Source organism: Burkholderia sp. BCC0397 (genome assembly GCF_902832865.1).
Classification (GTDB): Bacteria; Pseudomonadota; Gammaproteobacteria; order Burkholderiales; family Burkholderiaceae; genus Burkholderia.
Genome location: NZ_CADFDL010000011.1, coordinates 155125 through 181081 on the forward strand (window position 1 = coordinate 155125; position 25957 = coordinate 181081).

13 protein-coding genes and 1 pseudogene are annotated in these 25957 nt (G+C 68.5%); 4 read left to right on the top strand and 10 right to left on the bottom strand.

Going from position 1 to position 25957, the window contains the following annotated elements:
* Window positions 1-24: 24 nt before the first annotated feature.
* Window positions 25-1995 (bottom strand): Xaa-Pro dipeptidyl-peptidase, encoded by a 1971-nt coding sequence (locus HWX03_RS27690; protein WP_175873437.1) that lies wholly within the window; start codon window positions 1993-1995, stop codon window positions 25-27.
* 321 nt (window positions 1996-2316) lie between these two features.
* On the opposite strand from HWX03_RS27690, the gene HWX03_RS27695 reads away from it, so the two are divergent.
* Entirely contained in the window at window positions 2317-2601 is a 285-nt protein-coding gene (locus HWX03_RS27695) for a hypothetical protein (protein ID WP_175873349.1), read from the top strand.
* Between the two features lie 17 nt (window positions 2602-2618).
* Here the strand turns inward: HWX03_RS27695 and HWX03_RS27700 are convergent, their stop codons facing one another.
* On the bottom strand, window positions 2619-3887 hold the full coding sequence (locus HWX03_RS27700; RefSeq protein WP_175873438.1) for a lipoprotein-releasing ABC transporter permease subunit: 1269 nt from the start codon (window positions 3885-3887) through the stop codon (window positions 2619-2621).
* A gap of 295 nt (window positions 3888-4182) precedes the next feature.
* Between HWX03_RS27700 and HWX03_RS27705 the strand changes: the two genes are divergently transcribed.
* Entirely contained in the window at window positions 4183-10179 is a 5997-nt protein-coding gene (locus HWX03_RS27705; RefSeq protein ID WP_175873439.1) for an alpha-2-macroglobulin, read from the top strand.
* A 54-nt stretch (window positions 10180-10233) separates the two neighbouring features.
* The gene (pbpC, locus tag HWX03_RS27710) at window positions 10234-12663 is read left to right on the top strand and encodes a penicillin-binding protein 1C (protein WP_175873440.1); all 2430 of its coding nucleotides are present in this window, start codon (window positions 10234-10236) and stop codon (window positions 12661-12663) included.
* A gap of 21 nt (window positions 12664-12684) precedes the next feature.
* Here pbpC and HWX03_RS27715 read toward each other — a convergent pair whose 3' ends face one another.
* The 8 genes and pseudogenes from HWX03_RS27715 to HWX03_RS27745 all read right to left on the bottom strand — a co-directional run bounded on the left by HWX03_RS27715 (window position 12685) and on the right by HWX03_RS27745 (window position 23161).
* Window positions 12685-14091, bottom strand: a complete 1407-nt coding sequence (locus HWX03_RS27715) for a methyl-accepting chemotaxis protein (RefSeq protein ID WP_175873441.1) — start codon at window positions 14089-14091, stop codon at window positions 12685-12687.
* 238 nt (window positions 14092-14329) lie between these two features.
* A complete protein-coding gene (locus tag HWX03_RS27720; protein ID WP_175873442.1) occupies window positions 14330-15400 on the bottom strand; it encodes a porin in 1071 nt (356 codons plus the stop codon).
* A 218-nt stretch (window positions 15401-15618) separates the two neighbouring features.
* The gene (gene acs, locus HWX03_RS27725; protein ID WP_175873443.1) at window positions 15619-17601 is read right to left on the bottom strand and encodes an acetate--CoA ligase; all 1983 of its coding nucleotides are present in this window, start codon (window positions 17599-17601) and stop codon (window positions 15619-15621) included.
* 250 nt (window positions 17602-17851) lie between these two features.
* Entirely contained in the window at window positions 17852-19006 is a 1155-nt protein-coding gene (locus HWX03_RS37060; RefSeq protein WP_244132797.1) for a sigma-70 family RNA polymerase sigma factor, read from the bottom strand.
* Window positions 19007-19337: 331 nt separating this feature from the next.
* Window positions 19338-19757, bottom strand: a pseudogene (locus HWX03_RS37065) (RNA polymerase sigma factor region1.1 domain-containing protein); the annotation flags it as partial.
* Window positions 19741-20055, bottom strand: a complete 315-nt coding sequence (locus HWX03_RS27735; protein ID WP_175822096.1) for a high-potential iron-sulfur protein — start codon at window positions 20053-20055, stop codon at window positions 19741-19743. The gene HWX03_RS27735 and the pseudogene HWX03_RS37065, both read right to left, overlap by 17 nt.
* 98 nt (window positions 20056-20153) lie before the next feature.
* On the bottom strand, window positions 20154-21359 hold the full coding sequence (locus tag HWX03_RS27740; RefSeq protein WP_175873444.1) for a c-type cytochrome: 1206 nt from the start codon (window positions 21357-21359) through the stop codon (window positions 20154-20156).
* Between the two features lie 80 nt (window positions 21360-21439).
* The gene (locus HWX03_RS27745) at window positions 21440-23161 is read right to left on the bottom strand and encodes a methanol/ethanol family PQQ-dependent dehydrogenase (RefSeq protein ID WP_174430950.1); all 1722 of its coding nucleotides are present in this window, start codon (window positions 23159-23161) and stop codon (window positions 21440-21442) included.
* A 431-nt stretch (window positions 23162-23592) separates the two neighbouring features.
* On the opposite strand from HWX03_RS27745, the gene HWX03_RS27750 reads away from it, so the two are divergent.
* Window positions 23593-25923, top strand: coding sequence for a TonB-dependent receptor (locus HWX03_RS27750; RefSeq protein WP_175873445.1), 2331 nt, complete (start codon window positions 23593-23595; stop codon window positions 25921-25923).
* Window positions 25924-25957: the final 34 nt, after the last annotated feature.

The following is a 25957-nucleotide window of genomic DNA, read 5'->3' on the forward strand; positions in this document are numbered from 1 at the left end:
GTTACGCCGGCAGCCGGCGCACGGCTACGCGCCCGTCGACGGCGAAGCCAGCGGCACCGTCACCGACGTGCCGGCCGGATCGAGCGTCAGCCCGGCGCCGGGCGTCGGCCGCAACGTCGCTTCGTAGTCGCTGGAGAGGACGACGAGCCCCAGCCGGTGGCCGGCTTCCAGTTTGTAGTCGCGCGGCATGAACGTCAGCTTCAGGTCGTACGGCATGCCGGGCAGCACGGGCTGCGACACCCACTCGGACAGCCGGTTGCGCGGGTCGGTCCACGCGCGCGTGACGATCGTCGCCGTGCCGTCCGGCGCGCGGTCGACCAGCAGCGCCGTCACGTTCGCGACGCCCGTGAAGGTCAGCCTGACGCGTGCGGTTGCGGCGCCGGAGAGGCGCGCGGCGGCCGTCAGCGGGGCCGTCTCGAAGCGGCTGCGGTTTTCGCCGGTCGGCGTGTTCGCCAGCGTGAGCGCGGGAATGCGCGCATCGTCGGTGAAGCGCGCGAGCGGGCCGCCGTTCGGCAGCCGCAGCAGCGTGCCGGTGCTCGCGCCGTCGCCGCCTGCGAAGTACGTGACCGGCGTGGCGTGCCGCGCAGCCCAGTCGGCTTCCTTCAGCAGCGTGCCGTCCGCCTGCGCGATCACCGCGCGCGGATCGTGCTCGACGCCGTTGTCATAGCCGATCAGGAAGCGCGTGAACCACCGGTTCACCTCCGCGGTCCATGCGTCGGCCATCGCCGGCACACGGGTCGGATCGGTGTGCTTCAGGCGATGCAGCCACAGCTGGGTCGGCACGCCCTGGCGTCGCATCGCCAGATACCACGACGTCGACTGGTCGACGCGCACGTTGTCGTCGGTGAGCCCCTGCGCGACGAGCGCCGGCGCGACCGCGAACCCGGTCGGAATGTCGCGCGCGGCCCAGAACGGCGAATAGTCGCCGGTCTTGCGGTCTTCCTGCTGCAGCGCTTCGTCGATCAGGTGCGTGCAGCGTTCCGGATGCGCGTTGGTCAGCAGCGCCTTGATGTACACGTCGACATCCTCGCCCTGATAGCCTTCCGGCGCGCGCACGAGGCCGCCCGAGCGGTAGTAGCCGTACATGTTCGACAGCCCGGCGATCGGCACGATCGCGTCGAGCCCGCGCGTGCGCAGGCTCGCGACCATCTTCGGCAGCGTGCCGTCGTACGACACGCCGTACATGCCGACGTGGCCGGTCGACCAGTTCGCGACGACCGTCTTGCCGTTCGCGTCCTTCGCGGTCGCATCGCGGCCGAGCCAGCGGATCACCGACGCCATCGCGACCGATTCGTCGCGCGTCAGGATCGTCGGGCAGCCGTCCGAGCCGGCGGTGCCGAGCGAATCCGCATAGACGATCGTGAAGCCGCGCGGCACGAAGTAGCCTTCGATCCACGAGCGGCCGGCGGCGGCGGCCTCGACCTGCTGCAGCATCCGCGACTGCGGTGCGGCGGCCAGGATGCGGGTGGACGCCGATGCCGCGGCGCCGGCCGTCGCGGACGGATGCGGCGTGCCGTCGAGTTCGACGTCGACGTCGTGGTCGGGGCTGTCGGCGAGCCCCGCGTAATACGGGCTCGCGAGCACGATGACGGGCGTGCGCGCGCCGTTCGCGGTTTCGGACGGCCGCACGATGCGCACGTGGATGCGGTCGCGCGTGCCGTCGCCGTCGGAATCGACCGGCGTGTCGACCCACGCGTTCTCCTCGATCGTGCCGCCCGACAGTGACGGCTGCACCTGGCCGTTGCTGATCACCGGCTTGTAGCGTCCGCTGCTCGCCGGATTCGCGTACGGGACGCCGGACGGCGAAAAGTGCGACCCGAGCGATTGCGTATTGGAGGTATCGGCCGCGGCGGCGGCTCCCTCCTGTTGGCCCTGTGCGAGCGCTGACACGCCCGCCACGCTGCCGCCGTCGTCGCCGCCGCACGCGGCGAGCGTCGCGGCCGCCACGAGCGCGGGCAGCCATGCGCGCCGCACTCCGGTTCGATGAATGTTCATTGAGTCGACCTCGTCTCTTGTGTTTGTCTGGAACCGGCCGGCTCGCGATACGCCCCCTGCGGCCTGGCCGGGTGCTGCGTCGGATGAAGCGGAACTGCACCATCAAAAAACGGCGGGCGAGACGGATGAGAATCTCGCCCGGTGCCGGCGCGCGTCAGGCGGCGCGCATCCGGTCGGCGTCGAGGCGAGCGCATCGCCCCGAACGGAAATCGTCAGTGCGGCGGTTTGCTGCGAATGCAGGAGTGCGAATCAAATGCGGGCATGCCCGGGCTTCCTTCAGGTTTCGGATGAAACGGAACGGCGCGATGCGATGAGGCGGGAATGTTGCGAACGGCGGTGCTGCAACGACAGGAAAGCGCGACGCGAGTCGGCACGCTGGCCGGATTGCTTTCCGGAAGCTTGCGCAAAAGTTATCTCAGTGAAATGTCCGTGTCAAACTTTTTTAGTTTGGGTCAAACAAAGTTTCGGTATGCGGGCGGCGGGCGGTCTCAACTTCCCGGGAAGTCCTACGGCATGCGCATGGAACTCGTCAACGTCGGCTTCGACGTGCTCGCCGGCTATGCCCAGGATGGCGGCACCAGCATCGGCTTTCACGAGACCGCGTAACGCCGCGCCGATCGCGCCTACTCGTCGCGCAGCGCTTCGGCCGGCCGCACCCGCGCGGCGCGCCAGCTCGGGTACAGCGTCGCGACGCACGACATCAGGAACGCGGCCGACGCGATCTCGATCACGTCGAGCGCCGAGAGCTTCGACGGCAGCGCGCTGAGGAAATACACGGACGGCGTCAGGAAGCGGATGCCGAGCACCTGCTCGATCGCCGGCAGCACCACCGGGATGCTCACCGCGATCGCGCAGCCGAGCGCGACGCCCGCCAGCGTGCCGGCGAGGCCGATCGTCATCCCCTGGATCGCGAAGATCTTCATGATCGAGCGGGGCGGCGCGCCGAGCGTGCGCAGGATCGCGATGTCGCCCTGCTTCTGCGTGACCGTCATCACGAGCGACGACACGAGGTTGAACGCGGCGACCGCGACGATCAGCATCAGGATCAGCGACAGCATCCGTTTCTGCAGCCGCTCGGCTTCGAACCACGTGCGGTTCTGCCGCGTCCAGTCGCGGATGTACAGGTTGCCCGACAGCGTGCGCGACAGCGCGAGCGCGATCTCCGGCGCGCGCTGCAGATCGTCGAGGCGCAGCCGGATACCGGTCGGCGCGGGCACGTTGGACAGTTGCTGCGCGTCGCGGATGTGGATGTACGCGAGCGCGCTGTCGTACTGGTAGTGGCCCGATTCGAACGTGCCGACCACGTTGAACTGACGGAACCGCGGCAGCGCGTCGCCGACGCGTGTGGTGTTGCCGGGCGCGAAGAACGTGACGCGGTCGCCGATCTTCACGTGCAGCGCGTCGGCGAGCGCCGCGCCGAGCACGATGCCCATCTCGCCCGGCACGAGCGCGTCGAGGCGGCCGGTCTTCAGCTTGCGCGCGATTTCGGACACGCGCGGCTCGAGCACCGGATCGATGCCGCGCAGCGCGACGCCCGTCACGTTGCCCGCGTTCGTCAGCAGCGCCTGCGCGTCGACATAGGGCGCGACGGCACGCACCGCAGCATTCTGTAACGATTCGTGCGCGGTCAGCCGCCAGTCGGGCATCGCGCCGGACGGCGAGAAGATTTCCACGTGCGCGAGCACCGACAGCATCCGGTCGCGCACCTCGGTGCGAAAGCCGTTCATCACCGACAGCACGACGATCAGCGCGGCCACGCCGAGCGCGATGCCGGCCATCGCGGCGCCGGCGATGAACGACACGAAGCCGTCGCCAGCCGAGCGCCGGCCGCCGCGCGCGTAGCGCAGCCCGATCTGCCATTCGAACGGGAGTTTCAAGCGGGTTCCTTTCATTTCGATTCAATCCTGCCGAGCCGCGCATTCTAGCGAACGCGGCGCGGCCGTGTGCAGAGGTCGCGCCGCAGCCCCGAAACTCGCGGAAATCCGCCCGACCGGCCGGTCGTCGGCCGGCGTTGCGCGCCGGCACGCCGATATTTCCATCGTTTCGGGTCTGGTCGATAATGGCGCCCAGCATCCGGTCGAACATACCAAGTATTCACGGCGCAACCGGGCCGCGCCGTCACAGACCCATAACGATTCGGGGAAGGTTGCCGCTTGGGCAGCATGTCCTTGACAAGGAAATAACAAAATGGATTTGCTGCGTTTCCTGCTGCTCCTGCCGATTCGCGTGGCGGGCTTCGTCTGGTGGCTGCTCGGCTGCGCGCTGCGGCCGCTGGTCGGCAACCTGTCGTGGACGGCGCCCGCGTGGATGGGCGTCACCGCTGCGGCCGTGCGCCGCCGCCCGTGGCACGCCGGCGGCATCGTGCTGCTCGCGGCCGCGCTCGGTTACGGCGGCTACTGGTTCAAGCATCGCCCGAAGCCGCCGGAGCCCGAAACCGTCGGCTTCACCGTGAAGGCGCCGGCGATCACGACCTACGAGGTCGACGACACCGACAAGCCGAAGATCACCGTGCATCCGCTGGAAGTGGCGTTCTCGCAATCGGCCGCGCCGATCGAACGGGTCGGCAAGCCGGCCGGTGACGGCATCGAGATGACGCCCGCGCTGAAGGGCGCGTGGGAGTGGGCCGACGACAAGACGTTGCGCTTCACGCCGGCGGCCGACTGGCCGGTCGGCGCGCACGTCGAGGTGCGCTTCGCCGTGCATCGGGTATTCGCGCCGCAGGTGACGATGCACGACGACCGTTTCGCGTTCGACGTGCCGGCATTCGCCGCGACGTTCGGCGACAACCAGTTCTACCAGAACCCCGACAATCCGGCGGAGAAGCAGGCGCTGCTGCAGTTGCGCTTCAATTACCCGGTCGATCCGGCCGAGTTCGAGAAGCGCATCGGCCTCGTGCTGGTCGGCCGCGACGGCAAGACAGTGTCGCCGCTGCGTTACACGGTCAACTACGACAAGACGAAGACGAGCGCGTGGGTCTACTCGCCGCCGCTCGAGATTCCGCGCGATCCGCTCGCGGTGCGGCTCGACGTCGACAAGGGCGTGAAGAGCGCGCGCGGCGGCAACGGCACGCCGGATGTGCTGCATGCGTCGGTCGGCGTGCCGGGGCTGTACAGCCTGTCGATCGGCAATATCGCGCCGACCCTCGTCGACAACGAGCGCTACGAGCCCGAACAGGTGCTCGTCGCCGAAACCTCCGACGGCGTGCGCGGCGCCGAGCTGGCCGCGCGCGCGAAGGCGTGGGTGCTGCCGAAGCGCAAGCCGGGCGTCGAGCAGGCGGACGACGATCCGCCGTACGAATGGAACGTGGCCGACATCAGCGACGCGGTGCTGAAGCAGTCGAAGCCGCTGCCGCTCGAAGTCGTGCCGACCGAGAACGACTTCGCGACGCTGCAGAGCTTCAAGTACCACGCGACGCCGGGCGAGCGCGTCGTCGTGCGATTCGAGGGCGACCTGAAATCGGCGGGCGGCTACCGGCTCGGCGAGCCGGTGACGAACGCCTTCACGGTGCCCGATTATCCGAAGCTGCTGCGTTTCATGGCCGACGGCTCGCTGCTGTCGATGAGCGGCAGCAAGCGGCTGTCGGTCGTGTCGCGCAACCTGCCGGGCATGAAGGTCGAGATCGGCCGCGTGCTGCCCGACCAGATCCAGCATCTCGTGAGCTTCAACAACGGCACGTACGCGCGGCCCGAGCTGTCGTATTCGTTCAGCGAGGATCACATCGTCGAGCGCTTCGTGCAGACCCGCGCGTTCCCGGCCGGCGACCCCGGCAAGGCGCATTACGAAGGCATCGACCTCGGCCAGTACCTGAAGGACGGCAAGCGCGGCGTGTTCCTGCTGCATCTGTCGAAGTACGATCCGGCAGCCGAAAAGAAGAAAGCCGACGATGCGAAGGACAGCGATGCGGCGTCCGGCGACGGCAGCCAGGATCAGTCCGACAGCGCCGATTCGGGCGACAGCAGCGGCAACGGCGACGACGGCGACAACGCGCTCGGCGACACGCGCCTGATCGTCGTGACCGATCTCGGGATGCTGGTCAAGCGTGCGCTGGACGGCAGCCAGGACGTGTTCATCCAGTCGATCCGGTCGGGCAAGCCGGTTGCGGGCGCAACCGTGTCGGTGCTCGCGGTGAACGGGCAGGCGCTGTTCACGCAGACGACCGGCGCCGACGGCGTCGTGCATTTCCCCGCGTTCAAGGGGCTCGACCGCGAGAAGCGTCCGCAACTGTACGTCGTGAAGAAGGACACCGACCTGTCGTTCCTGCCGGTGGCCGGCCGCGATCGCCAGCTGGACTTCTCGCGCTTCGACGTCGACGGCGAACGCAACGCGACGGGCCAGGGGCAACTGTCCGCGCACCTGTTCTCGGATCGCGGCCTGTACCGGCCCGGCGATCCGTTCCACATCGGCCTGATCGTGCGCGCGGCCAGCTGGGCGCGCAGCCCGGCCGGCGTGCCGCTGCAGGCGGAGATCGTCGACCCGCGCGGGATGACCGTCGAGCGCAAGCCGGTGACCGTCGACGCGACGGGTTTCACCGAGCTCGGCTACACGACCGCCGAAACGGCGCCGACCGGTACGTGGACCGTCAACCTGTATATCGTCAAGGACGGCCAGCCGGGCGCCGAGCCGATCGGCAGCACGACGGTGCAGGTGAAGGAGTTCCTGCCCGACCGGATGAAGGTCGACGCGAAGCTGTCGCAGCAGGTCGTCGAAGGGTGGGTGAAGCCGAAGGGGCTGAAGGGCATCGTCGATGCGCAGAACCTGTTCGGCACGCCGGCCGAGAAACGCCGCGTCGCGGCGACGCTGACGCTGCGCCCCGTGTGGCCGTCGTTCCGCAGTTGGCAGGGGTATCACTTCTTCGACGCACGCCGCGCGAAGGAGGGCTATACGACCACGCTGCAGGACGGCACGACCGACGACAAGGGCCATGCCGAATTCGATCTCGATCTCGACAAGTACGCGGACGCGACCTACCAGCTCTACTTCCAGGCGAAGGCGTACGAAGCGGAAGGCGGGCGTAACGTCGCCGCGAACGCGCAGACGCTCGTGTCGAACAACGACTGGCTCGTCGGCTACAAGTCGGTCGACGATCTCGGCTACGTGAAGCGCGGCAGCCCGCGCACGGTGCGGCTCGTCGCGATCGACCCCGGCGCGAAGGCGATCGACGTGAAGGACCTGCGCGCGCAGCTCGTCGAGCAGCGTTACGTGTCGGTGCTGACCAAGCAGGATTCCGGCGCGTACAAATACGATTCGCGGCTGAAGGAGGTACCGGTCGACGAGAAGCCGTTGTCGATTCCGGCGGCCGGGCTCGACTACGCGCTGCGCACCGACAAGCCGGGCAGCTATGCGCTCGTGATCCGCCGCGCCGATGGCGCCGCGGTGAACCGGATCGAGTATTCGGTCACGGGCGCCGCGAACGTCACGCGTTCGCTCGACCGCAACGCGGAGCTGCAGGTAAGCCTCGCGAAGCACGACTTCAAGCCGGGCGAGCAGGTGGAAATTGCGATCCGCGCGCCTTACGCGGGCAGCGGCCTGATCACGATCGAGCGCGACAAGGTGTATGCGCACGCGTGGTTCCATGCGGACACGACGAGCTCGATCCAGCACATCACGGTGCCGGCCGGTTTCGAAGGCAACGGCTACATCAACGTGCAATACATTCGCGATCCGTCGTCGGACGAGATCTTCATGAGCCCGCTGAGCTACGGCGTCGTGCCGTTCTCGGTGAACCTCGATGCACGCCGCAACGCGGTGAGCGTCGATGCGCCGGCGCTGGTGAAGCCGGGCGACACGGTCAACTTCACCGTGCATTCGGGAAAGCCGGCGAAGGTCGTCGTGTTCGCGGTCGACGAGGGCATCCTGCAGGTCGCGCGCTACAAGCTCGGCGATCCGCTGAAGTTCTTCTTCCGCAAGCGGATGCTCGAAGTCGGCACGTCGCAGATCCTCGACCTGATCCTGCCGGACTTCGAGAAGCTGATGGCGATGGCCGCGCCCGGCGGCGACGCCGACGACGCGATCGGCCGCCAGCTGAACCCGTTCAAGCGCAAGCGCGACAAGCCGGTCGTCTACTGGTCGGGGATCGTCGACGTGAACGGCGACACGCGCCTGAGCTACACGGTGCCCGACTACTTCAACGGGAAGCTGCGCGTGATGGCCGTGTCGGTGTCGCCGGACCTGGTCGGCACGTTCGAGAGCGCGACGACGGTGCGCGGCGATTTCGTGCTGTCGCCGAACGTGCCGACGACGCTTGCGCCGGGCGACGAGGCCGACGTCAGCGTCGGCGTCGCGAACAACCTGACGGGCGTCGGCAACCAGCCGGTGCCGGTCGCGGTCACGCTGAAGACGGGCCCGCAGTTGCAGGTGATCGGGCCGGCGACGCAGAACGTCGCGCTCGCGCCGCAGCACGAAGGCGTCGCGCTGTTCCGCGTGAAGGCGACCGATACGCTCGGCTCGGGCGCGCTGTCGTTCGGCGCGCGCTACGGCGCGAAGGGCGCGCAGCAGCGCGTCGACGTGTCCGTGCGGCCGGCCGCCGCGTTCCGCACGCAGCTCGACATCGCGCGGCTCGATCCGGGCAAGAAGGCCGGCGTGCCGAGCCTGCGCTCGATGTACGACGCGTACGCGTCGCGCGACGCGAGCATCTCGACCGCGCCGCTGGTGCTGTCCGAAGGGCTGTCGTCGTATCTCGTCAACTTCGAGCACGCTTGCAGCGAGCAGATGGTGAGCGCGGCCGTGCCGCGTATGTTCGCGGCGAAGTGGCTGTCGGTGCGCGCGCTGACGAGCGCGATGCATGCGCCCGAAGCCGGCGCCGATGCGGCGAACGCGAGCACGATCGCGCAGTTCCTCGGCGTGCTGCGCAGCCGCCAGAACGCGCAGGGCGGCTTCGGCCTGTGGAGCGCGACGCCCGATGCCGATCCGTTCGTGTCCGCGTATGCGATGCACGTGCTGCTCGATGCGCGCGACCGTGGCGTCGCGGTGCCGAAGGACATGCTCGACGCGGGCAACGCGTACCTGCAGCGGCTCGCCGCGAACGATTCGCTCGGCTCGCTCGACCTGCTGCGGCAGCGCGCGTACGCGGTGTACCTGCTGACGCGCCAGGGCAACGTGACGACCAACAGCCTCGCGGCCGTGCAGAAGCGGCTGCAGGATGCGTACCCGAAGGACTGGAACAGCGATCTCGCGGCCGCGTGGCTCGCCGCGTCGTACCAGTTGCTGAAGCAGGACAAGGAGGCTGCCGCGCTGATCGCCGGCCCGCAGGCGTTGCTCGAACGCAAGCGCGCGTCCGACGGCGATTACGTGACGGGCTACTACATCGACCCGCTGACGCGCGACGCGAGCGTGCTGTACCTGCTCGCGAAGCACTTCCCGGAGCGCGTGCGCAAGCTGTCGCCGCGCGCGATGGACAACCTCGCCGCGCCGCTCGTCGACAACCGTTACAACACGCTGTCGTCGGCGATGACGATTCTCGCGCTCGACGCGTATGCGGCATCGAACGCGGGCCAGCTCGACCAGCTCGCGATCAATGAAGTGCGGGCGGGCGCCGCGCCGAAGGACGTGTCGTCGATCCAGGCGAACCTCGTGCGCTCGGGCACGTGGGCGGCCGGCGCGTCGCGCGTCGACTTCGTGAACGGCAGCGCGTTGCCGGCGTGGTGGGTCGCGAGCCAGTCGGGCTACGACCGCGGCGCGTCGACGAAGGCGATCAGGAACGGGCTGGAGATCGTGCGCGACTACACCGATACGGACGGCAAGCCGCTCGCCAGGATCACGCTCGGCCAGGAGATCGACGTGCACCTGAAGATTCGCGCGACCGGTTCGGCGAACGTCGGCAACGTCGCGATCGTCGACCTGCTGCCGGGCGGCTTCGATCCGGTCATCGCGCCGCCGCCCGTGGCCGATCCGCAGGAGGGGGACGGCGACGGCAGTGCGTCGGCGCCTGCGGCCGATGCGCCGTGGCATTCGCCGATCGGCGTGAAGGGCTCGACGTGGCAGCCGCAGTTCGCGGATATCCGCGAGGATCGCGTGGTGATCTATGGCACCGCGACGACCGACGTGCGCGAGTTCGTCTACCGGATCAAGGCGAGCAACGCGGGCCGCTTCATTGCGCCGCCGGCCTACGGCGAATCGATGTACGACCGCCGCGTGCAGGCGCAGGCGCCGGGCGGCACGGCGCTGACGGTGGAGCGCGTTCGATGACGAGGCGGCTGCACCAGCGTTGCAGGCCGCGTCGAAAGCAAGGAGCGACCGGGCGTGGCTGACGCATCCATGCGCCGACGCGTGCTGCACGGCGCCGGCCGCTGGCTGCATCGCTGGCAGAACTGGCTCGCGGGCGCGTTGCTCGTGTTCGGCGCGCTGGCTGCGTGCCGGCTGTGGTCGCATCCGCCGCTGCGCGACTGGAAACCGTCGTCGGTCGCGGTGACGGACGCGCAGGGCCGGTTGCTGCGCCTGACGCTCGCGAAGGACGACCGCTACCGGCTGTGGGTGCCGCTCGACCGGATGTCGCCGCAGCTCGTCGAAGCCGTGATGCTGCACGAGGACCGCTGGTTCCGGTGGCATCCGGGTTTCAATCCGTACGGGCTCGCGCGCGGCGCGTGGATCACGTATGTGCGCGGCGGCAATCCGCAGGGCGGCTCGACGCTGACGATGCAGCTCGCGCGCTCGCTGTGGAAGCTGAACACGCGCACGCCGGCCGGCAAGCTCGAGCAGGTCGCGCGCGCGGTGCAGCTCGAACTGTTCTATTCGAAGCGGCAGATTCTCGAAGCGTATCTGAACGACGCGCCGTACGGCCGCAACGTCGAAGGCGCGGGCACCGCGAGCGTCGTCTATTTCGACCGGATGCCCGACGCGCTGACGCTGCCCGAAGCGCTTGCGCTCGCGGTGATTCCGCAGGACCCGGCGCGGCGCGTGCGCGGCGGGCAGGACGAGATCAACCGGGCGCTGGCCGCGTCGCGCAACCGGCTGTATGCGCGCTGGCTGACGAAGCATCCGGGCGATGCGTCGCTCAAGCCGTTGTTCGCATTGCCGCTGGCGATGCGGCCGCTGTCCGCGCTGCCGTTTGATGCGCCGCATGCGGTCGACCAGGCGCTTGCTGCGCACAGCGCGTGGCGTACGACGCAGGGCGGCTCGGTGGCCGATGGCAACCGCGACAGCGACAGCGATGGCGGCGCGCGGCTCGCGACGACCGTCGATCTCAACCTGCAACGCACGCTCGAACGGCAGATTTCACGCTATGTCGCGCGCAACGATACGCGGGGCGTGCGCAACGCGGCGGCCATCCTCGTCGATACGCGCGACATGGGCGTGAAGGCGCTGGTCGGCTCCGCGAATTTCTTCGATCGCACGATCGACGGGCAGGTGAACGGCACGCTTGCGCGGCGCTCACCGGGCTCGACGCTCAAGCCGTTCATCTATGCGCTCGGCTTCGACCAGGGCGTGCTGCATCCGCAGACCGTGCTGCGCGATGTGCCGACGTCGTTCGGCCCGTATGCGCCGGAAAATTTCGACGGCCATTTCCTCGGGCCGATCACGGCGACCGACGCGCTGAACCGCAGCCGCAACGTGCCGGCCGTGTGGGTCGCGTCGCAGCTCAAGTCGCCGGAGCTGTACCGGTTCCTGCAGGACGCGGGCGTGCGCCGGCTCGCGAGCGCGCAGCACTACGGGCTCGCGCTCGTGCTCGGCGGCGGCGAAGTGACGATGCAGGATCTCGCGGCGCTGTATGCGATGCTCGCGAACCGCGGCGAGTTCCGGCCGCTGCGGCTGCGCGCGGACGAGCCGGCGCTGCCCGGCCGGCGCCTGCTGAGCGCCGAAGCGAGCTACATGACGATGGACATGCTGCGCCAGCACCTGCGCCCCGACGAGACGAGCGGCGCGCAGCCGTCGAGCGTGCCCGTGTACTGGAAGACCGGCACGTCATGGTCGTTCCGCGATGCGTGGACGGCCGGCGTGTTCGGCCCGTACGTGCTGGTCGTGTGGGTCGGCAATTTCGACAATTCGACCAATACCGCGTTCGTCGGTGTCGATGCGGCCGCGCCGCTGTTCTTTCAGGTCGTCGATGCGATGAACGCCGAGCGCACGCTCGTCGAGCCGCCGCGCGCGGTGCCGCCGCGCCTGAAGCGCGTGCGGGTCTGCCTCGCGAGCGGCGACCTGCCGAACGAGTGGTGTCCGCAGCAGGGCTGGACGTGGTTCATTCCGGGCACGTCGCCGATCCGCGTGAGCACCGTGCACCGGCCCGTCGTGATCGACGACGCGACGGGGAAGGCCGCGTGCCCGCCGTACGACGGCAAGCGCACGCATACGGAGGTCTTCGAGTTCTGGCCGTCGGACTTGCAGCAGGTATTCGCGCAGGCCGGCATTCCGCGCCGGCGGCCGCCGCAGAATGCGGATTGTCGCGATGCGGGGCAGCTCGAAGGCGATCCGCCGCGCATCACGTCGCCGCTGCGCGGCAGTACGTATGCGATGCGCGTGAAAAGCACCGACGAAACCCGCATCGCGTTCAACGCGACCGCCGATGCGAGCGCGCATGCGCTTTACTGGTTCGTCAACGACGCGTATGTCGGCCGCAGCGCGCCGGGCGACGCGCTGTTCTGGCAGCCGCGCACGGCCGGCAGCTATACCGTGCGGGTGGTCGACGATCACGGGCGCAGCGACCAGCGGCCGCTGGGAGTGGGGCTGGAGCAGTAGGCGCGGCCCGCCCGCGCCGGTTCAGACGCTGTAGCCGATCCGCAGCACACCCCATGGCCGTCCGCCGACGACGATCGGCGCGGACACGTCCTTCATCAGCACGAACTGGCCGTTGCCCATGTCGCGCCGATAGGTCTGCAACAGGAACGGTTTGTTATGCGATACCGACATGCGCGCGGTCCGGTCCGTGTAGATGCGGCGGTTCCGGCAATTCGCCGCGTTCCAGGCGGCGTCCGCGCGCTGCGGCAGCGAAAACTTCCGGTTGTGGGTCGGCAGGTAGCACTGCCGGTCGAAGCTTGCGCAATAGACGACGCGGTCGTCGAGGTCGAGCACCAGCTCCTGGACGGCGGGCAGCACGCGATCGGTGAACGCCGTGAAGCGCGTCATGAACTGCTGCGGGTCGGTGCCGGGAATCGGTTCGTAGTGCGCGTCAAAGAGCGCGTCGAGCGCGATATCGCCGCGGCCGACCGCCTCCTCGAAGAGTTTGCTGATCGCGGCGGCCGTGCTCCGCGCGGTGTCGATCAGGCGCGTGTCGGGCGAGTCGACGCCGGTCGCGGCGGTGAGCTCGATCAGCGTCTCGGAAACGGAGAGCAGATTGCCGAGCCGGTCCTTGGCCTGCGAGAAGTTGTCGGCCGAGTTCTCGACGCCGGACGCCATCTCGCCCACCTGCTCGTCGAGACGGTGGCACTGCGCCTCGATCTCGTCCGTCAGCGATGCGATCTGTTCGGCCTCGCCGGCCAGCTCGGTGATCGCGTGGCCGGTCGCGTGCACGACCTCGCCGATCGTGCGCGTGCCCTCGCGTACGCGATGCGCGCGGGCGGCGTTGTCGGTGCCTTCCGCGAGCAGGTGTTCGGTCTGCTCGGCGAGCCGCGCGAGGGTCGTCTCGATCTGGGCCGTCGCCTGCCCGGTCTTCGCGGACAGGTTCTTGACCTCGGCCGCGACCACCGCGAAGCTGCGGCCCGACTCGCCGGCGCGCGCGGCCTCGATCGCGGCGTTCAGCGCGAGCAGGTGGGTCTGTCGCGCGATGACGGAGATTTCCTCGGACACGGCCCGCACGTGATCGAGCGCGTCGCGCAGCGCACCCATCTGGTCGCTGATCGTGGTGACGCCCTCGACGAGGCCGTGAATGTCGGCGAGCGACGCCTCGATCGTCTGCTGCGACTGCCGGACCGCATTCGACGCATTGGCGCTGACGTCGCGTACCTGCTGCGCGGCCTCGGCGATCCGGTGGTTGCCGCGCAGCGTGAGCGCGGCCGATTCGCGCAGCGTATGGCAGACCTCCGCCTGCCGGGCGACGCGGGCCGCGACTTCCTCGACGTGGCCCGACACGTCGCAGATCTCGATGCCGAGCCTGCCGGCCTGTTCGGCGATGTCGCCGACGAGCGCGCGCGACGAACGGCGGCCGCGGCCGATTCCGAAGAAGTTCACGTTGGTGGGTCTCCTTGAGGGCATGCGCGCCGGGTTCCCGGCGGATGTTGGGCGTGCGTTCCTGACTTGACGGCCGCACGGCCGCGGACTTGAGGTCGGGTAAACATCGAGATCGGCATGCCGGATGGCCGGACCGGCGCCGGGCGGGGCGCGTTCGCGCCACGTTTCCGTGGCGGCGGCGCCGCGGTGTGGAGTGGGACGGGCGGCGCGCAGCGGCCGCCCGTGCGCAGGCGCTGCGTCAGAACACGTGGTGGATGCCGGCGTTGACACCGACCGTCGTGCCCGGCAACCCGTACAACGCGCCGCCCGTGATGCCGAGGCCGGTATTCATCGCGCCGTGGTTGTTGACCACGCCGACCTGCGCATACAGGCCCGTTCGCTTCGACAGGCTGTAGTCGGCGCCGATCGCGGCAAGCAGCGAATGATTGTGCGAATCGTTGCGGTCGGTCGTGTACCACGCGCCGGTGTTCAGGTCGAGGGCCGGCGTGACGCGATAGTCGAGGCCGGCGCTATACACGTTGTTGCTGAACGAGCCGGCGACCTTGTAGCTCGTGAACGACGCCTTGCCGGTCACCGGCCCGAACGTATAGGCGGTGCCGATCGTGCGGCCGACGAACGCGACCGTGCTCGGCACCGGCGTCGGCGACGTGCCGCCGTTGCCGTCGTAGAGCGCCGCGTTGAGCATGAAGCCGCCGTTCGCGTAGGTGAGGCTGCCGGAATACTGGCGTCCCGCCTGGAAGTCGCCGGCCTTTCCGCCGAAGCCGAACATCGCGCTGGCCGTCAGCCCGGCGATCGTCGGGCTCGTGTACGAAATCGCATTCGGGTTGAAGAGGCCCGTGACGAGCACGTTGTCGACGTACGGAACCAGCGCGGCACCGAAGTGCGAGACGTTGCGCGGATCCGATCCGAGTATCGCGAGCACGAATGGCGAGAACTGCAGGCCGACCTTCGTTTCGCCGAAGCCGCCGTCGATCCCGACCCACGCCTGGCGGCCGAAGAAGTTGCCGTTCGAATGGCCGAACGCGCCGTCCGTGATGTTGAAGCCGCTCTCCAGCTTGAATCGCGCGTGCAGCCCGCCGCCGAGATCCTCGGTGCCCGTGATGCCGAAGTTGGTCGGCGTCATGCCCGTGTCGGTCAGCGCGAACTGGCGTCCGGCGTTGCCGCCGGTTGCCGAATCGAGCGATCGGCTCGTATAGAGCAATGCGGCATCGAGATCGCCGTACAGCGTGACGCTGCTCTGCGCGAAACTGCTCGTGCTTGCCGCCGCGCCGAGCAGCGCCGCGCAAATCGTCCATGTCCTGCTCTTCATCGTCTGTCTCCGTTTTTTGAGTGTTATAATACGTACGACTAATTAAAACTTCGATGGCGGATGCGAGGCGAGCCGCCTGCATGCCGTGCCGTCGGGGAACGCACGGCGATGCTTCTCGCCGGCGCCGCAACACGGCCCGCGAGCCCGGTGTCAGAGCCGGGCCGGCGGCCGTGCTGCGGTGCCGCGGTGAAGCGATGCGCCCGCCGTGGCGGGCAATGTCACATCGAGCGGTTCAACTGCTCGAGGATGGCCGGATTCTCGAGCGTGGACGTGTCCTGCGTGATCGCCTCGCCCTTCGCGAGCGAGCGCAGCAGGCGCCGCATGATCTTGCCCGAGCGCGTCTTCGGCAGGTTGTCGCCGAAGCGGATGTCCTTCGGCTTCGCGATCGGCCCGATCTGCTTGCCGACCCAGTCGCGCAGCGTCTTCGCGAGCGCCGCCGCTTCGTCGCCTTCCGGGCGCGAACGCTTCAGCACCACGAACGCCACGACCGCCTCGCCCGTCGTGTCGTCCGGACGGCCGACCACCGCCGCCTCCGCCACGAGTTCGTGCGACACCAGCGCCGATTCGATCTCCATCGTGCCGAGCCGGTGGCCCGACACGTTCAGCACGTCGTCGATTCGGCCCATGATCGTGAAGTAGCCGGTGTCCTTGTCACGTACGGTGCCGTCACCGGCCAGATAGAGCGTGCCGCCGAGTTCCTCTGGGTAATAGCTCTTCTTGAAACGCTCCGGGTCGCCCCAGATCGTGCGGATCATCGCCGGCCACGGACGCTTGACGACGAGGATGCCGCCTTGCCCGTTCGGCACGTCCTGGCCGGTCTCGTCGACCACCGCGGCCATGATGCCCGGCAGCGGCAGCGTGCATGAACCCGGCACGGTCGGTGTCGCGCCCGGCAGCGGCGTGATCATGTGGCCGCCGGTTTCGGTCTGCCACCACGTGTCGACGATCGGGCAGCGTTCGCCGCCGACATGCTTGTGGTACCACATCCACGCTTCCGGATTGATCGGCTCGCCGACGGTGCCGATGATGCGCAGGCTCGACAGGTCATAGCTCTTCGGATGCACCTTGTCGTCGGCTTCGGCCGCCTTGATCAGCGAACGGATCGCGGTCGGCGCGGTGTAGAACACCGTCACCTTGTGATCGTCGATCATCTTCCAGAAGCGGCCGGCGTCCGGATAAGTCGGCACGCCCTCGAACACGACCTGCGTGCCGCCGCACGCGAGCGGCCCGTAGGTGATGTACGTGTGGCCCGTGACCCAGCCGATGTCGGCCGTGCACCAGAACACGTCGTCGGGTTTCCAGTCGAAGGTCCACTTCATCGTCTGCGCGGCCCACAGCAGGTAGCCGCCCGTGCTGTGCTGCACGCCCTTCGGCTTGCCGGTCGAGCCCGACGTATACAGGATGAACAGCGGATGCTCGGCGCCGACCCAGGTCGGCTCGCAGCGGTCGGATTCGCCGTCGGCGAGTTCGTGCATCCACAGGTCGCGGCCTGCATGCCAGTCGATATTGCCGCCGGTGCGGCGATAGACGATCACGCTCTTGACCGCCTGGCAGCCGCCCATCGCGATCGCCTCGTCGGCGATGCTCTTGAGCGGCAGCGTCTTGCCGCCGCGGGCCTGCTCGTCGGCCGTGATGAGGGCCACCGCGCCGACGTCGACCAGCCGCTCGTTCAGCGATTTCGCGGAGAAGCCGCCGAACACGACCGAGTGCGTCGCGCCGATGCGCGCGCAGGCCTGCATCGCGACGATGCCTTCGATCGACATCGGGATATAGATCACGACGCGATCGCCCTTGCCGATACCGCGTTTCTTCAGCGCATTCGCGAAGCGCGACACGCGTGCGAGGAGGTCCGCATAGGTGACGCGGGTGACGGTGCCGTCGTCGGCCTCGAAGATCACCGCGACGCGCCCGCCGTTGCCGGCTTCGACGTGACGGTCGAGACAGTTGTACGACGCGTTCAGCTCGCCGTCGTCGAACCACTTGTAGAACGGCGCGTTGCGCTCGTCGAGCACCGTCGTGAACGGCTTGTGCCACGCGAGGCCCTCGCGCGCGAGACGCGCCCAGAAGCCTTCGTAATCCTGCTCGGCCTCGGCGACGAGCGCGCGATAGGCCGGCATGCCGGAAATGGTCGCCGTCTTCTCGAGCGCCGCGGGCGGCGCGAACTGACGGGTTTCGTGAAGAACCGATTCGATCTTGGACAAGCGTGTCTCCCTGCGTTCGTGTGATTCCTGACGGTGCTCGGGAAAACGCAACATGCATGCCAGTTGCGCGACCGGTGCGCGGCTGCCGCAAAACCCGCGACAGCCGGGCGCGTGATGCCCGATCCAGCCAGGCCGTCGGGTTTGCGGACGGTATCGCGATGCGGCGAGGCGTTCACAAATGCAGCAGGCGTGTTGCAGTCCTGAGCAGTTCGGTGTGCGATCCGGCTGGCGCTCGCCCGGCACGGCCGCGTCACGCGAGCAGCGAGCGCAGCGCCGGTGCGTGCCTGAATTGCCGGATGCGTTCGAGTGCCGCCACCTCGAGCTGACGAACGCGTTCGGCCGACAGGTTCAGTTGCCGGCCGATCTCACGCAGCGAATACTCGTTGTCGACATCGATCCCGTAGCGCAGGCGAAGAATCCACGCTTCGCGGGCGGGGAGGCAATCGATCAGCGCCGCGACCGCCGTGCGCAACTGGCCGGCGCTCGCGGCTTCTTCCGGCGTCGGCGCGTCGGGGTCGATCGTGACGTCGCACAGCGTGAGGTCGTGATCGGGCGAAACCGGCAGGTCGGCCGAGATCGGTTCGCGCACGATGCCCATCAGCTCGCGCACCTTGTCGACCGGCAGCCGCATCTGCGCGGAAAGCGCCCGCGCGTCGGCGACGTCGCCGGTTCGTTGCCGATGGATGCGCGCGAGCCGCGACAGCTTGTTGAGCGTATCGACCGTATGCGCGGGCACACGTATCGTGCGCCCCAGATCGGCGAGCGCATGCGTGATCGCCTGCCGGATCCACCAGGTCGCATAGGTCGAGAATTTGAAGCCGCGCCGGTGGTCGTAGCGATCGACGGCCTTCATCAGGCCGATATTGCCTTCCTGGATCAGATCGGCGAACGGCAGGCCGCGATCGGCATAGCGTTTGGCGACCGAGACGACGAGACGCAGGTTGCTCTGGAACAGCTTCGTTCTCGCGGGTTGCATCGCCCGCTCGATACGCGAGAACCGCGTGTCGAGCGCGATCGCGATGTCGAGCGGCAAGAGCGACTGGTCGGCGAGGCGAGCGAGTGCGCTGCGTGCGTCGATCAGCGCCGGCGCATGGCGGGAGAGGGCGGCGGCGCAGTCGGGGTGCGCGGCGCTGCATGCGTGCAGCCATGCGTATACGTCGTCGCACGGCGTGAAGCGGTCGTGGCGTGCGGATTCCGTACGGATGCCCGAGGCGGCCAGCGTGTCGACGAGCCGCTTTTCGAACGTGCGCGCTCGGCTCGCGCGCTCGGCTCGCGCGCTCGCGGTTCGCTTGCCCGATGCGTTCGATCGCGCGCGAGGTGAAGCGGATTCTGCCGGTCGATACGGCAGCCTCGCGCAGCAGCACCCGGTAAGCGGCCGACGCGAAACCGTCGGCGTGCAACGCATGCTGCATCGCCGATGCCAGCACACCGGCGCGCTCGAGTGCTTCGACGACCGTATCGCGCCACGCCGGGGTGTCGAGGGAAGGACTGGCGTCGTCGTCCGGCGCCGGCGATTCCGCGGTTGAATCGTTGGGCAACATCGTCGGCGCACTCGCGGGCGGAGCGATATCGCCGGCGAATCCCGTCACGTAAACCGACGCCGCCACCTTGCCGGCACGGATGTCGTCCGCGATCGCTGCGACGGCGGCGAGCGCCGCCGGATCGCGGCTCAATGCGTCGATGCATGCGGCACGGCCGCTTTCCAGACGAAGCGCGAGCGCGATCTCTTCGTCGCGTTCGAGCAGCGGCGTCGCGCTCATTTCCCGCAGATAGAGCCGGACCGGATCGTTGGTCCGGCCCGCGAGCAGGTCGTCGGCCGCGAGCGGCGTCGATGCGTCGGCGAGCGACGACGCGACTTCCGACACCGGAGAAAAATGGCGGTCGAGCGTCCACGCAGTACGCGCGCCGGCATGCTCGCGTACGTCGATGCCGAACTCGCGCAGCATCGACGCGGCCGCGTCGACAGCCGCGCGTTCGGCCGCGTCATCCGGCAACGCATCGGGCAACGCATCGGCGATTTCGCCGTGCGTCACGTATCCGCGGTCGATGCCCAGCGCGATCAGCGCATGCAGATGGTCCGCGCGTTCGGCGTCCGCACCGCGACGCGACGCGTCGTCGCGCTCGCGGGCGGGTCCGGCATCAAGCGAGCTTCGCATAGACGTTGCACCAGCCTTCGGCGGCAACCGTCTTGCCCGCGAACATCGGGCACGTACCGACGGATTCGCCCGCGGCGGCCTTGTAGAAGCGGCAGTTCGAACACGTCTGGCCGGCCTGATACTTCGGGAACTTGCCTGCGTCGACGGCCGTCGCCTTTGCGCGGTAGCCGAGCGTTTTCGCTGCCGCGTCGTTTTCGTCGACGGGCGGTGCGGCGGCGAATGCGCGCGGGCTGGTCGCGAGCGCGGCGCACAGGCCGGCGGCCTGCACGAAGAAGGTTCTGCGATGGCGGGAGATCATGGTGTCGTCCTGGATGAAATGACAAGAAAAAATCCGGCCCGCGCGCCGGGCATGCTGCCCGGCGCGGCGGTCGACCGAAACGAAAGCGGGCGGGAAAGTTACTTGCGCGGCCCGGCGATGAGCGGCGCCTTCGACGCGTTGGCGAGATCGGCGGTCAGCTTGCTCTGCGACGCGTCGTAGCCGTTCGAGTAAAGCAGGAACGCCATCAGGTCCTCGTATTCCTGCGCGGTCATCTTGCCGGGGCGATCGGCCGGCATGTTGCTCGACATGTACAGGAAGATTCCGCCGACCGTGATGTGGGACTTGCCTTCGGGCGCGAACGATTCACCGCTCAGCGCGGGCGCGGTATTGCCTTCGAGCTGGTCTCCGTGGCATTTCGCGCACGCATCGGTATAGAGCTTCTTGCCGTGTTGCACCTGCGCCTGGTCGAACGACGGGACGCCGCTGCCTTCGCTCGTCGAAACCTTGATGAAGCCGCTCTTTGCCGGCCGCTGCGCGGACGCGATCGCGCCGTCTAGAAACCGGCCGGGCACGGGCGTGGCGGCGGCTTGCGCGATGTCGTCGGGAAGCGTCCAGCCGCGCGTGAGCGACGCGAGACGGCCGTTGCCGCTCATCTGCGACAGCGTGGCGTCGATGCGCTTTTGCAGCGCGTCCTTGCCCGGCCCGAAGGCGAACGACAGTTGCCAGTCGGAGTACGGCGATGCAGTCGCCGCCACCTTGAACCGTTGTTTCGGATGTGCACGCTCGTAGGCGACGACGCTCGGATACCAGACGATCGCGCGCTGCGCGCGACCCGCGGCGAGCGCGCCGATCGTTTTCTCGCTCGTGTTCTCGAGGTCGAAGCGGGCGTTCGCCTGCTGCGCGGCGATCAGTTGCGACGGGCTGCCGTACGTGGCCGCGATCGTTTCCTTCGCGCCGGTCGGCGCTTGCGCATCGCGCAGCGACACGCTGACGTAGCCGGAGCGCAGATAGCCCTGCGAGAACGTCATTTTCGATCCCGACGCATCGGCGATCGCCGAACGCGGGAAGCCGGCGATCACGTCGCAGTCGCGTTCGAGCGATTTCGTCAGCTCGCTGGCGGAGATGCCGTCGTCGTCGCCGTTGTCGTCGACGCCGCGTTGGTTGAAGGTCGCGGCGATGCCCGCGGTGCGGAACACTTCGCGCGCCACGGAGCGGTCGAGCGCGGTGGTCGGGCTGCCGGGCAGCGTGCAGACGCGCACGCCGGCCGATGCGGCTGCGGGTGTCAGCGCCACGCCCACGGCGAGCAGACTGGCGACGGTGACGGAAGTGAGACGAGTATTCATGATCGTGTGTCCGGTTCAAGCGGGTGGGGCGTCGCGCCCGCATCGGGCGCATGCGGGCGCGACTGGGGCGTGGCGCCGGTTCAGTCGAGCGCGAACACGTAGAGCGTGCCGCCGCGCGGAACGTCCTTCGCGATGTCGGCCATCGGGCCGCCCCAGATCGGGTTCGCGCCGCCGTAGCCGGCGAGCACGGCGACATATTCCTTGCCGTCGACCTCGTACACCGACGGCTGCGAAATGATGCCGCTCGCCAGTTGCGGGCTTTCCCACAGCACCTTGCCGGTCGCCGTATCGAACGCGTACAGGTGGCCGTCGAGCGAGCCGCTGAACGCGAGGCCGCTCGCCGTGGTCGCGACGCCGCCGTTCCACGGCTTCTTCGACCAGTGGCTCCACAGCTTCTTGCCGGTGTTCACGTCGATGGCCGTCAGCTCGCCGTAGCCTTCGCTACCCGGTTCGGGCTTGATCTCGAAGCCTTCGCCGAGATACGGCAGGCCTTCCATGTAGCTGACCGACTTGCCGGTCAGGCTCATGCACGCATGCAGCGCGGGCACGACCGCGATGTTGCGTTCCTGGTCGTACGAGATCGACCACCAGTTCTTGCCGCCGAGGAAGCTCGGGCACGTTTCGATCGTCGTGCCGGCCTTCGGGAACTTCGATGCGTCCTGGATCGGCTTGCCGTCGGCCGTGTAGCCGGTGACCGACAACGCCTTCACGAACGGCGTCGCGTAGATCAGCTTGCCGGTCGTGCGGTCGATCGCGTGGAAGAAGCCGTTGCGGTCGGCGTGGATGATCGCGTCGTAGTCCTTGCCCTTGTACTTGATGTCCGCGAGGACGGCCGCGTTCACGCCGTCGTAGTCCCACGTGTCGTTGTTCGTGTACTGGTAGTGCCACTTCAGGTTGCCGCTCTTCGCATCGAGCGCGAGCAGCGAGTCGGAATACAGGTTGTCGCCGGGGCGCAGCGCGGCGAGCCACGGGCCGGGGTTGCCGACCCCCCAGTACAGCGTGCGCGACGCGGCGTCGTACGTGCCGGTGAGCCACGCGGCGCCGCCACCATGGCTCTGCATGCCGTCGGGCCAGGTTTCCGCGCCCTTTTCACCGGCGGCGGGGATCGTATAGCGTTTCCAGACCTGCGAGCCGTCCTCCGGATTCAGCGCGGCGATGTAGCCGCGAATGCCGTATTCGCCGCCGGACGTGCCGACGACGATCGCGCCGTCGATCGCGAGCGGCGCGAGCGAGAACGCGTAGCCGAGGCCCGGCTCGAACATCTGCTTCTTCCACACGAGATTGCCGGTCTGCGCGTCGAGCGCCGCGATTTCGCCGTTCAGCATCGCGATATAGACGTTCTTGCCGTACAGCGCGACGCCGCGGTTGACGACGTCGCAGCACGCGGTCTTGAACGACGCCGCGCCGAGCTTCGGCTCGTATTTCCACAGCTGCTTGCCGGTCTTGGCGTCGAACGCGTAGACGTTGTCCTTCGGCGTCGTCACGAACAGATAGTTGCCGTTCACGATCGGCGTGGCCTCGAAACCCTGCTTCAGGTCGGCGGGGAACTTGTACGCCCACACCTGCTTGAGATCCTTCGCGTTCGACGTGTCGATCTGCTTGAGCGGCGAATGCGAGCGGCCGTCGTAGGTGCGGTAGTAGGTCAGCCAGCCCGGATCGCCGTGAGCATCGGTCAGGCGCTGGTAGGTCACGGCCGGGTAGTCCGCGGCCGCTTCGACGAGGCCGGGGTTCAGCGCGACGGCGGCCGCCACCGCGATGCCGATCGTCGCCAGCCGGCTCGCTGAAGCCGAGAGTTTCTTCATGGTTGTCTCCTGGGTCATTGTGGTCGCACCGCCGCGAACGATTCGTCGCGCCGGCACGGTTGGGGTTCCGGGCCGAGTGCACTGCCCGTCACGCAAGTCGCATGCCATCGCGGCTGGAAGCCGGTGTGGCGCGGCACACCGGCGCATCGCCGCTGATGCGTCGATCGACGACGCGCGCCATGGCGTCAACGAAGGTGTTGCATTCAGGTACACCGTCGCGCGCGAAGTGTTGCCAAACATGACAGGTGGTGCAGTCCGCAGAACAGCGGGCCGTCGGTCGCACGCATGCCGGTCCAAATCGATGTGCGGCGCAGCGCGCACCGCTTGCGCTCGCGGCGCTGGCACGGTTCTCGCACGCCGGCTTCGCGACAACCCGTCGCCGCGCGGTGCATCGCACGGGCCGGCGGAATACAGGTGCGGAGACAACGGAAATGATCAGGAGACCAAAGGCAGCCGGGCGCGACGGCGCGACGCGGCGCGGCCGGCGTGCGCGATGCGTCGGCACGACCCTCGGCGCGCTGGCGCTGTTCGGCCTGCCGCCCGGCAGCGTGCGCGCGCAGCAGCAGGCGGACGGCGCCGCGATCGCGCTGCCCGCATCGACCGTCGTGCTGCCCGCGGTGGTGGTCGTCGGCACGACGCCGCTGCTCGGGATCGGCACGCCGCTGTCGAAGGTGCCGGCGAACGTGCAGACGGTGCGTGCGGCGGAACTCGACGTGCAGCACCGCGCGACGCTCACCGATTTCTTCGCCGCGAACCTGCCGAGCGTGACGATCTCGGACGCGCAGGGCAACCCGTATCAGACGGACGTCAACTATCGCGGCTTCACCGCGTCGCCGCTGCTCGGCACGCCGCAGGGGTTGTCGGTGTTCGTCGACGGCGTGCGCGTGAACGAGCCGTTCGGCGACGTCGTGAACTGGGACATCCTGCCCACGCAGGCGATCGACCGCGTGCAGCTGATCCCGGGCTCCAACCCGGTGTACGGGCTCAACACGCTCGGCGGTGCGCTCGCGATCACGACGAAGAACGGCAAGTCGAGCCCGGGCGGCGAAGCGGAGGTATCGGGCGGCGCATGGGGCCGCAAGACCGCCAGCGTCGAGCAGGGCGGCACGATCGGCCCGAACCTCGACTACTACGCGACCGCGAACGTCGCGAACGACGGCGGCTGGGCCGACCATAACGCGAGCCGCGTGCGGCAGGCGTTCGGCAAGCTGCGCTACATCGATGCGGACACGACGCTGTCGATCGCCGCAGGCGGAGCGGACAACACGCTGTCCGGCACCCAGACGATCCCGCGCTCGTTCCTCGGCAACCCGAAGCAGGCGTATACGTATCCGGACCGGAACCGCAACAGCGCCGGCTACCTGACGCTGTCCGGCGACCTCTTTTTCGGCGAGCACGTTGAGCTGAGCGGCAACGCGTACTACCGGCACCTGCGCAACGCGAACACGAGCAGCAACAACAATACGGATTACGGATCGGTGGACGAGGACGGCACGGTCGACACGGTGCAGGGCAGCAACGCGCAATCGACGATCGTCACCGACAGCTACGGCGGCAGCGTGCAGCTCACGCTGCTCGGCAAGCTCGGCGGGATGGCGAACCGGCTGGTCGCGGGCGTGTCGGCCGACGTCGCGAACTCGAGCTACGTCGCGTCGTCGCAGGACGCGTCTTTCACCGATGCGCGCGCGGCGATCGGCATCGGCGAATTCGTCCGGCAGACCAGCGCGAAGACGCGCAACGCGAACGTCGGCGTGTACTTGAGCGATGCACTGTCGCTGACGCCGCACTGGACGCTGACGCTGTCGGGCCGCTACGACTGGTCAAAAGCGCAGATCGGCGACGAGAGCGGCGTGCAGCCGCTGCTCGACGGCAACCATGTGTTCTCGCGCTTCAACCCGGCGGTCGGACTCAACTGGAACCCGGTCGCGGGCTTCACCGCGTATGCGGCCTACAACGAAGGCATGCGTTCGCCGACCGCGATCGAGCTCGCATGCGCGGACCCGGCCGCGCCGTGTTCGCTGCCGAACGACTTCATCGCCGACCCGGCGCTCAAACCCGTGATCTCGAAGACGTTCGAAGCCGGCGTGCGCGGCCGCTTCGGCGCGGCGACGACCTGGAGCGCTGCGGCCTACCGCACGACGCTGACGGACGACATCCAGTTCATTAGCAGTCCGGCCAGCGCGCAGGGCTATTTCCGCAACGTCGGCGATACGCGGCGGCAGGGTATCGAGCTCGCCGGCCGCACGCGGCTCGGCCCGCTCGGTGTCGGGCTGTCGTATAGCTATGTCGATGCGACCTACCGTTCGTCATGGACCGAACACAGCCCGGCGAATTCGGCGGCCGACGCGAACGGCAACGTGACGGTCAAGCCGGGCGACCGCATCCCCGGCATTCCCGCGCATACGGTGAAGCTGCGGCTCGACTACGAGGCGACGCCCGCGTGGGACATCGGCGCGAACGTCGCGTGGCGCAGCGGCGTGTACGCGCGCGGCGACGAGAACAACGCGGACGTGAACGGCCGGATCGCGGGCTATGTGCTGGTCGATCTCGACATGCGTTACCGGGTCACGAAGCGGTTCGAGGTGTTCGCGAGCGTGACGAACCTGTTCGACAAGCGCTATGTAAGCTTCGGCGCGCTCGGCCAGAATTTCTTCAACGGGCCGAACCATACGTTCGACGGCGCCCATCCGGTGAACGAACAGTTCGTCGGGCCGGGCGCGCCGCGTGGCGAGTGGGTCGGCGTGCGCTATGCGTGGGACTGAGCGTGGTGCGGCCGCGTGTGTGGTCGCGCCGTGA

Bases quoted from the DNA above. Each gene is read 5' to 3' on its own strand.
- HWX03_RS27740 (WP_175873444.1), bottom strand. From the start codon at position 21,359: ATGAATACTCGTCTCACTTCCGTCACCGTCGCCAGTCTGCTCGCCGTG.
- HWX03_RS27750 (WP_175873445.1), top strand. From the start codon at position 23,593: ATGATCAGGAGACCAAAGGCAGCCGGGCGCGACGGCGCGACGCGGCGC.
- HWX03_RS27690 (WP_175873437.1), bottom strand. From the start codon at position 1,995: ATGAACATTCATCGAACCGGAGTGCGGCGCGCATGGCTGCCCGCGCTC.
- HWX03_RS27745 (WP_174430950.1), bottom strand. From the start codon at position 23,161: ATGAAGAAACTCTCGGCTTCAGCGAGCCGGCTGGCGACGATCGGCATC.
- HWX03_RS27735 (WP_175822096.1), bottom strand. From the start codon at position 20,055: ATGATCTCCCGCCATCGCAGAACCTTCTTCGTGCAGGCCGCCGGCCTG.
- HWX03_RS27705 (WP_175873439.1), top strand. From the start codon at position 4,183: ATGGATTTGCTGCGTTTCCTGCTGCTCCTGCCGATTCGCGTGGCGGGC.
- HWX03_RS27720 (WP_175873442.1), bottom strand. From the start codon at position 15,400: ATGAAGAGCAGGACATGGACGATTTGCGCGGCGCTGCTCGGCGCGGCG.
- HWX03_RS27695 (WP_175873349.1), top strand. From the start codon at position 2,317: ATGTTGCGAACGGCGGTGCTGCAACGACAGGAAAGCGCGACGCGAGTC.
- HWX03_RS27700 (WP_175873438.1), bottom strand. From the start codon at position 3,887: ATGAAAGGAACCCGCTTGAAACTCCCGTTCGAATGGCAGATCGGGCTG.
- HWX03_RS37060 (WP_244132797.1), bottom strand. From the start codon at position 19,006: ATGCGTTGCACGCCGACGGTTTCGCGTCGGCCGCTTACCGGGTGCTGC.